The organism is Algibacter aquimarinus, assembly GCF_039543265.1.
Lineage (GTDB): Bacteria > Bacteroidota > Bacteroidia > Flavobacteriales > Flavobacteriaceae > Algibacter_B > Algibacter_B aquimarinus.
In genome coordinates, this window is the sequence record NZ_BAABJK010000020.1 from 20,889 (window position 1) to 29,391 (window position 8,503).

The 8,503-nt window shown below is 30.8% G+C and carries 7 protein-coding genes and 1 tRNA gene; 1 reads left to right on the plus strand and 7 read right to left on the minus strand.

Going from position 1 to position 8,503, the window contains the following annotated elements; translation table 11 throughout:
• Positions 1–56: 56 nt before the first annotated feature.
• From ABD939_RS15685 to ABD939_RS15715, 7 genes are all read right to left on the minus strand, one after another.
• The gene (locus tag ABD939_RS15685) at positions 57–2,186 is read right to left on the minus strand and encodes a peptidylprolyl isomerase (RefSeq protein WP_345170542.1); all 2,130 of its coding nucleotides are present in this window, start codon (positions 2,184–2,186) and stop codon (positions 57–59) included.
• A 153-nt stretch (positions 2,187–2,339) separates the two neighbouring features.
• Positions 2,340–3,629 carry a hemolysin family protein gene (locus tag ABD939_RS15690; protein ID WP_345170543.1) on the minus strand — a complete coding sequence of 430 codons (1,290 nt, stop codon included), beginning with the start codon at positions 3,627–3,629 and terminating at the stop codon, positions 2,340–2,342.
• On the minus strand, positions 3,629–3,823 hold the full coding sequence (locus ABD939_RS15695) for a hypothetical protein (protein WP_345170545.1): 195 nt from the start codon (positions 3,821–3,823) through the stop codon (positions 3,629–3,631). Before ABD939_RS15695 ends, ABD939_RS15690 begins: the two co-directional genes overlap by 1 nt.
• Before the next feature lie 71 nt (positions 3,824–3,894).
• Positions 3,895–4,449: an LPS export ABC transporter periplasmic protein LptC gene (lptC, locus tag ABD939_RS15700; protein ID WP_345170547.1), complete on the minus strand. Its 555-nt coding sequence runs from the start codon at positions 4,447–4,449 to the stop codon at positions 3,895–3,897.
• A 6-nt stretch (positions 4,450–4,455) separates the two neighbouring features.
• Positions 4,456–5,829, minus strand: coding sequence for a tetratricopeptide repeat protein (locus ABD939_RS15705; protein WP_345170549.1), 1,374 nt, complete (start codon positions 5,827–5,829; stop codon positions 4,456–4,458).
• An 18-nt stretch (positions 5,830–5,847) separates the two neighbouring features.
• Positions 5,848–7,155, minus strand: coding sequence for a BamG family beta-barrel-assembly machinery protein (gene bamG, locus ABD939_RS15710; RefSeq protein WP_345170551.1), 1,308 nt, complete (start codon positions 7,153–7,155; stop codon positions 5,848–5,850).
• The gene (locus ABD939_RS15715) at positions 7,152–7,883 is read right to left on the minus strand and encodes a type III pantothenate kinase (RefSeq protein ID WP_345170553.1); all 732 of its coding nucleotides are present in this window, start codon (positions 7,881–7,883) and stop codon (positions 7,152–7,154) included. Before ABD939_RS15715 ends, bamG begins: the two co-directional genes overlap by 4 nt.
• Positions 7,884–8,068: 185 nt before the next feature.
• Here ABD939_RS15715 and ABD939_RS15720 point away from each other — a divergent pair.
• A tRNA-Phe gene (locus ABD939_RS15720) sits at positions 8,069–8,141 on the plus strand.
• Positions 8,142–8,503: the final 362 nt, after the last annotated feature.

An 8,503-nucleotide genomic window follows, 5' to 3' on the forward strand; every position in this document is an offset into this window, starting at 1 on the left:
TCTAAAATAAAAAAGGCCTCGTTAAACGAGGCCTTTTTTTATAATATAGATATGTATTATTGTACTTGAGTTTTAGCTCTGTTATCTTCAATTTCTGCAGCTTCTCTTAAAGCATTATATAACTTTGCATTTACAGCACTTGATTTTTGTTGCTCTACTCTATTTGCAGCAGCCTGATAATTATCAAGTTCGACCGCCGGCGTTACTTTAGTTACTTGAACCATATAAACACCATTTTCACCATCAATTAATTTTGAGGTTTCACCTTCATTTAAACCAAAAGCAGCTCCAACAACCATAGGCTCTCTACCAGCACCAGATATAGTTGGTGTTTTCATATTAATAGCTGATGCAGAACGTACAGAAACATTTTCTGCTGATGCCAAATCTTCAATAGTAGTTGCAGAAACTCTTTCTCTTATCATTTCAGCTTTCTTTTCTTTTCTAATAGCAGGTAATGCTGTTATTGAAGCATCTTCAACAGACATTAATCCTTCTTTATGCTTTGCTACCAATTGAGCAATTACATAACCATCAGGAATATTAAAACGTTTGGTATCACCTTCTTCAACACCTTCCTCAAAAGCCCAACGCACTATTGGTCTTTGGTTACCTACACCCGGTATATTCTCATCTAAAATTTTAATACCGTTTACTGGACGCACAGTAAACTTACTTTCGGTAGCTACTTCTTCAAAATCCTTTTCTGCTACTTTAACTTCAAAGTTTGAAGCATCTCTAAAAACTTTATCTATTGTTGTTTCAGATGGCTCAATTGTTCTAGCAATTGTACCAACTTGTACCGCTTTCTTTTTATCCTTCTGCCCTTCAATTTCTATAATATGGAAACCAAAAATTGTTTTTACAACATCTAAATCTCCTACTTTACCGTTGAATTCAAAATCATTAAACTCTGGAACCATAGTATTGTATGGATGCCAATCGTAACGTCCTTCGTTAGCAACACTTCCTTGATCTGATGAAAATTCAGTTACAAATTCGGAGAATTTTGAACGATTAGATTTTAAAATATTTAAAAGACTATCAGCAGTTACTTTTGCTTGAGCTTCAGTTTGTGTGGTTTCTGGTGGTGCACTTCTAGCTCCTAAAAATGGAATTAAAATGTGTCTTACTTTAGCTGAATCAGGAATTTGTTTTACAGCAACAACTTTAGAAACCTTAAAAAACCCATTGTCTTTATAAGGTCCAAAAACTTCACCTTCGTTTAAATTATAAATACTATCCGCCACTGCTGTTGGTAAACTAGATTTAAATACAAAACGGTCATCAAACTTTAAATCAGACTCTGTAATTACATTAATATACTCTTCGTTATTCTTAACTTTGGCAAATGCAACTATCGTATCTTTTCTACCAGTATCATCAACAAAACGTCCATTAATATACGTTTCCAACTCAGCTTTCAAAGCGTTTTCATCTTCAATACTTGGCACTTCTTTAAACTCAACAAACTTAATATCTCTTGAAGCTTCCACTTCGTATTTCTTTTTGTTTTTGCTTATATAACTTGAAACATCAGATTTTGAAACCTTTATAACACTATCAGCAATAGATGAATAAGGTATTTGCACAAATTTTATATCAACTTTATTTCCTGCTAGTTTGTGGTCTAATTCACCTTCTGCTAAAGTTCCTGTTAAACCTGCTTTTACAAGATTAAAGTAATTTTGTTGCAAAGCATTGTTAGCAATTTGTTTTTCATAATCTACCCAACTTTGGTAACCAACAGGCGAGGTTTCTTTTAAATTAGCTATATACTCATTTAGTTTATTTTCGTCAAATAGACCAGCTTCATTTAAAAACTCTGGGCTAGTTGCTAAAGCTGTTTTTAATAAATCACGCATCTGGTCTTGTTCAATAGAAATACCTAACTCTTCGTATTGCGTTCCTAAAACCGCATTTCTAACTTCTTGCTCCCAAACTCGATTCATTACTTGAGTATTTGTAGCACTAGGTCCTGCTTGTCTTTGTGCTGCTTCTACTTTTTGCAAGAAATCTTCACGAGAAATATCTTTCCCGTTTATTGTTGCAACAATATTTTGAGATTTTGATGTAAGTGCATCACTATTTTTAAATAAATCTGCTAATACAAAAGAGAATAACGCTAAGGCTATTATTAAGATTAAGAATAGTGAACGTTGTCTTATTTTATTTAAAACTGCCATCTGTCATTTAAATTTTTATGAAAAACCCTTGTTTTGGGATTTAGCTTGTTAAATTGGTTGCCAATTAATTTTATAATTGACGAAAATATCGTGCGCGAAAATACCATTTTCTATTTAATAATAAAAGTAGAAACAGGCTTTAATTGTGTTAAGTTAATCTTCTTGTAATCGTTTAACTTCAACCATATCGATTTTGGTATTTGAAACTTCTAAAATTGTAAATTCAAAATCATCAATTTTTACAATTTCGTCTTGTTCAGGAATTTCTTCAGTATAATTTACAATAAGGCCTCCCAAGGTTTCATAATTCTCTCCTTCAGGAAGATTAATTTTATAGGTTTCGTTTATATAGTCTACCTCCAAACGTGCTGAAAACTTATAATTAGATTCATCTAATTTTTCTTCTATAAGATCTACCGAATCATGCTCATCTTCAATTTCGCCGAATAATTCCTCAACAATATCTTCAACAGTCATAATACCAGAAGTACCTCCATATTCATCTAAAACCACAGCAATACTTTTATGTTTTTTGGTCAATACACCAAGTACATCTTTAATAAGCACTGTTTCTGGAACAAACTCTACAGGCAACATCATTGCTTTAATCGTTTTAGGTTTTTTAAACAATTCGAATGAATGTGCATAACCTAAAATATCATCTATAGTGTCTTTATAAACTAATACTTTTGTGCATCCTGTTTCTGTAAACAGCGCATTCAATGTTTTTATAGATTCACTAATTTCTACAGCAATAATTTCTGTACGCGGAACCATAACTTCACGTGCTTTTACCTCAGAAAACTCTAAAGCATTTTGAAAAATTTGTATTTCTGTATCTACTTCATCGTGCTCTTCAACAGATTCCATTTGCTCGCTAATATAGTTCCCTAATTCTACCTTTGTAAAGGCAAGCTGAATTTGGTCACCTTCCGTTTTGAAAAAGGTTTTTAAAATTAAATCTGAAATCCAAATAACAAAGTCTGATATAAATGTGAATAACAAATAAAATATGTAAGCAGGAACCGCTAATGCTTTAATAAGCTTATTAGCATAAATTTGAAAAAAAACTTTAGGCAAAAACTCTGCTGTAATTAATATTACTAGCGTTGATATTATGGTTTGCGACAATAAACTTAAATCGGTAAGTAAATAGTTAACCAAATTGTTTGATGTTGGCAAGAAAGATTGAAACCAGCTTACTAATAAATCGCCCATAAAAAAGCCATAAATAACAAGAGCTATATTGTTTCCAATAAGCATTGTAGTAATAAACTTTGAAGGTTTTGCTGTTAATCTGGTTAAAATTTTTGCTAATATCCCATCTTGCTTTTTTTCAATTTCTATGTGTATTTTGTTTGAAGACACATAAGCAATCTCCATTCCCGAAAAAAAAGCTGAAAGAATTAATGAAACAATTATTATAACCAAGTAAATGCCCATTAGTTGGCGTTATCTTTATTATCATACTTCTTTCTAAACTTTTGTCTGAAGAAATACATAAATATAGCCAGTGCAGCTAGTAGTATGGATGGATAAACTATTTCACCTTTACTCATGTATTTTGAAACAGCATCATAAATAAATAATGCAGCAAACACTAAGTAAGCGTATTGAAAAATCTTTGAATATTTCATAGGTTAAATTACCAACTTTTATTAACCACAAAGATAATTAAAATAGCTAAAGGTAATTTTAATAAAAAGAATTATTCTTCAAGTGTAATAACGCCTGTTACCTCAAGTACTTCGGCGTTTGTAAAATTTTTATTAGAATCAAAGCCATTACCATAAATCATATCATTACCTTGTCTAAAACGAACTGGTAGATTAGTGTAAATCCATTCTTTCTTATTGTCGTAGTATAATTGCTCTGCAAATAAGGTATCGTTTGTATGAGTTATTATTTTAACGTTTCCTTGTAAATCTATCAAATTGGTTTTGTCGTAGCTTATGGCATAATCTGAAACCACCGTGTTTTTTTTATTTTCCCTATCAAACAAATACAAAGTAACACCTTCTGTAAATTCGTTATACGGAAAATCTCTATTTGAGTAATCCAACATTTTAGCGCTTAAGAGGTTTGCTGTTACTCTACCAGAATCGGTATACTTTAAATTTATATGTTCTGCGACGCCAATGGGTTCATTTTCGGATATACCCATTTGCTGAACCTTTTGGTAATTGTTGTTACATGAAAAAAACATAGTCACAATAAAAACTGTGACTATGAATATTATTTTATATGTATACTTAAGTATCATCAAATATTATGGTACTGTTACAGATAAGCCAATCCAACAACCAATTTTGATAACTTGCCCTGAACAAGCACAGTTAAAAATATCAGCTTTTGATGGTGCTTTTGCCAAGTAATTAGCAACAGATTGTCCAGCTGCTTTACTTAATGTAGGATCTACGCGTGCTGCTTTTCTAGCTTCATCTGCAGCTAACCAGTAAACCGCTCTTTTATTAAAGGTAGTATCTCCACAATTATTAGCACTTGAAGCGTACATACCAGCAATAGCTAAATAAGGACGACCATTTGATGGATTCAGCGCTAATGCTTTTCTATAATAGTTTCTTGCAGAACCATAACTACCTCTTTTTCTTAATTTAGTTGCAATTCTATAATAAAGTTTAGATTTTTTAAAGTCATCTGTTTCTAAACTAATAGCTTGTTCATAAAACTCAATAGCTTCTTTATTTTTTCCTTCTTTATCTTTTAAAATACCTAAATAGTATGCAGAGTTTGCTGAAGGGCTTATTTTATGATATGCATTCACTAAATCAAAGAATAATGGATCATCTGTACATTCCTTTTCAGACATCTTTCCAGCAGCTCTCTGTAACCATAGTGCATTCGTTTTATTCTCTTCGAAATCTCTAGTATAAAGTGGAATTAAGTTTTCACAATTTGCTCTGTCACCTAATTTTCTATCAATCCCTGTAGATATTTGATCATAAGCTTTTAAGTAACTTTCATAAAACTTTTTATATCTACCTTCTTTTTTGGTTAACGCTGTTCCAGCTTCTTCTTTAGATATTAACTTATTTAGCTTTTCAGAGTAATTTTTTACTTCGTCTTCAACTTTTTCTGCAACATCATCATATTTGTTAAATAACTCAGCATCTGTTTTTAGTTTTTTATCAAATAAATCTACCATCAAAGAAAAATAAGTATATAAACTTTTCGGGTTGGTAAAAGTATCTTTATCTAGTTTATATGCAGCATCAAAACAATCATAAAGTTCTTCAGTACTTTTGTGCATTACTTCTTTATTGTTATACATTAACTGACACGCTTTTGCTGCGTATTCACCTTTAGGTGTTTTACTTGGAAAATGCTCTGCTCTTTCTTGCCAAAGTTTTACCAAATCATTTAAAAAAGCTTCTTTATCAGCACCTGTTGAGTTTTCTGCTTTGTATTCCAAAATCTTTTCACCGTCTATATAAATGGCATTATTAAATTTTGGACATTTATTTCTTACTGCCATCCAAGGCTCGTAAGCTGCATCATAATTTTTTGCCTTAACATATTCATGAAATATAGAGAGTTTAGTCATACACTCCTCATCTTGTTGAGCAAAACTAAAGTTTAGTCCTATAAATAATAATGTTAATAATGTAATTTTCGCTTTCATGATAAAAATTTTAAGCTGTTAGTTATACTTCCTTTTCTCAAACCATCTGTCGCTCAAAGATAAGCTTAATTGGAAATTTATGAAATTCTCTTGTATTAAATTACTGTTAGTGGTTCCACGCTTTCCAATCTCAAAACCTAAGTTTGCGCTAGACAATCCATTTCCTACTGGTAATCCTATACCAAAAGATATGCCAAACTCATTTATTGATTCGTTATTTATATTTAATCCTGTTTTCTCGTAACGTAAACCAGCTCTATATACAGCTCGTTTAAAGTAACTTGAAAAGGAGTTGTACTGTGGTATGTAAAATCCTCCAAATGAAAAAGTAGTAGCGTCTTCATATGTTGTACCAACACTTGTATATAATGGATTAGAAAAATTACTTGTTTTCTGAGATGTAAATTCTGCTCCAGCAAACCACTTTCTTGGTTGTCCAATTCCTGCACCAACGGAAAACTTAGACGGTAATATTAAATCTGTTTCTAGTAATCCTAGTGCTCCTAAATCTGTTTCTATTGTATTATTAACAAACTCTTGCCCAGAAGCACTACTGATTGTTATGGTAGAAAAAGATCTTTCATTTTTAGATGATAAATTACTTTCTGGTGTAAAAGTTAATCCAGAAACAAGTTCTAACTTTTTGTTTAAAAGTGTTTTATAATAAAGACCCAGATTAAAACTTAATCCGCTTAAATCTGATCTATTGTTCTCTCTTGATTGATTTTGTGTTAAAAAATCATCATCATCATATACAAACTCTATAGTACTATTTTGAATATTACCAAAGTTATATTGTGCATCAATACCAATACTTAAGTTTTCAGTAATCTGATAACCTAAACCAAGAAAAGCTTTGTTTACACCACCAGTACCATTAAATCTGTTAGAAATATTACCATTATTATCAAGAGATTCTAATTTATAACCTACAGATGTAAAAGGCATCAAACCAAATCCTAAACCAAATTTTCCCATGGGAACAGATAAAGCCAAATAATCAAATGTTGATGATGTTGCACTGGCGCTACTATTATTACTTTCTAAATCAACAATTGTATGTGTTCCACCTACGGTAAATTTCACAGGTCTACTTTCTTTTCGGTAAGACTCTAAATTGTTTCCTGTATAGCCCGCTGGATTTCTCAAATTCATATGGATACTATCCATGTAAATACTTAAACCTCCCATACTTCTATTCTCTACAGTTCCTTTAAACTTTAAGCTCCCAATACCGTAAAACGAGTAAGGTGATGCTGTACCTTCTTGAGCGTAGGCCTGAATTGAAAAAACAGCTATAAAAACTATTACAAGTTTTTTTATCATTTATTTGAATTAAATTGTAAAATATAATTAAGTCCTTCTAAAAGGAAATTAGAGTTGGCAAATATGCTACTTTTTAATTGTTTAGACAAGAATTTAGCGTCTCCGCCTGTTAAAATAACTGTTAAATCTGAATATTTTTGTTCATATTCTTTAATAACACCATCAATTTCTTTCAACGTACCATTTACAACTCCAGAATGAATTGATTGTTCTGTAGAGTTTCCTGTAATATCGTCTGGTATTTCTGTATCTAATAACGGTAAATTAGCTGTTAAATTATTTAAAGCTCTATAGCGCATTCTCAAACCTGGAGAAATTGCTCCTCCTAAGTACTTATTCTCATCAGTAATAAAATCGAAAGTAATACAAGTACCTGCATCAATTATAAGCACATTATTTTCTGGAAACTCATTAACAGAAGCACTAACTAAAGCAATTCTATCAACACCGAGTGTTTTTGGAGTTTTGTATAAGTTGTCGAAAGGTAATTTAGTTTTAGAATTTAAAATTAAGGAATTGAATGATTCTTCTATAATACTTAAATCCTTTTCCTTGAACTTTCCAACAGATGATATAATCAATTTATCTATTAATTTATATTTCTTTTTTAGCAAAAATATATGTTCTAAGACTAAATCAATCTCCACAGTTTCTTTGTGTTTAATCTTATCATTTTTAAACACCGCAAGCTTTACAAGTGAATTACCTACATCAATAATTAAATTCATACATCCTAGCGAAAGAGTGTAAATTTATAAAACCATAAAGAATATATATTCTTATTTAACATATTTTGTTAACAAACAGCAACTTAAAAGGATGTTAAAAAGAAAAGTACAACTAAAAAACATTTTTTATTATATTATTTTGGCGAATTATAAAATTGAATATATATTTGCAACCGCTTTGGCGAGGTACCTTAGCTCAGTTGGTAGAGCAAAGGACTGAAAATCCTTGTGTCCCTGGTTCGATTCCTGGAGGTACCACAAAAAAATCCCGAAACTTAAGTTTACGGGATTTTTTGTTTTTACTACTTTATTAAATAAAGAACAGATTCTATTTGGCATTTTAGATTATTACTCGTCACACAGATTTTCTTATAATCATAAAACAAGATTGAGATCAGTAAAAGTGATGTTTTTTTTAAAGTCATATCGAGAACTTATTATATAAACAAAACTTTTATTCTCAATTTAAATTTTACTCTTCGTATTATTGAAATTCACTAAAATGGACAGAATTTTCAAAACTTATATCTACGTCAATATAAAACAAAAAAATCCCAATACAAAAAATGTATCGGGATTCAAAAAAGGCGACGACCTACTCTTCCACAAATGTAGTACCA

Coding starts and splice junctions, on each gene's coding strand:
- ABD939_RS15685 (WP_345170542.1), bottom strand. CDS start 2,186: ATGGCAGTTTTAAATAAAATAAGACAACGTTCACTATTCTTAATCTTA.
- ABD939_RS15690 (WP_345170543.1), bottom strand. CDS start 3,629: ATGGGCATTTACTTGGTTATAATAATTGTTTCATTAATTCTTTCAGCT.
- ABD939_RS15695 (WP_345170545.1), bottom strand. CDS start 3,823: ATGAAATATTCAAAGATTTTTCAATACGCTTACTTAGTGTTTGCTGCA.
- lptC (WP_345170547.1), bottom strand. CDS start 4,449: ATGATACTTAAGTATACATATAAAATAATATTCATAGTCACAGTTTTT.
- ABD939_RS15705 (WP_345170549.1), bottom strand. CDS start 5,829: ATGAAAGCGAAAATTACATTATTAACATTATTATTTATAGGACTAAAC.
- bamG (WP_345170551.1), bottom strand. CDS start 7,155: ATGATAAAAAAACTTGTAATAGTTTTTATAGCTGTTTTTTCAATTCAG.
- ABD939_RS15715 (WP_345170553.1), bottom strand. CDS start 7,883: ATGAATTTAATTATTGATGTAGGTAATTCACTTGTAAAGCTTGCGGTG.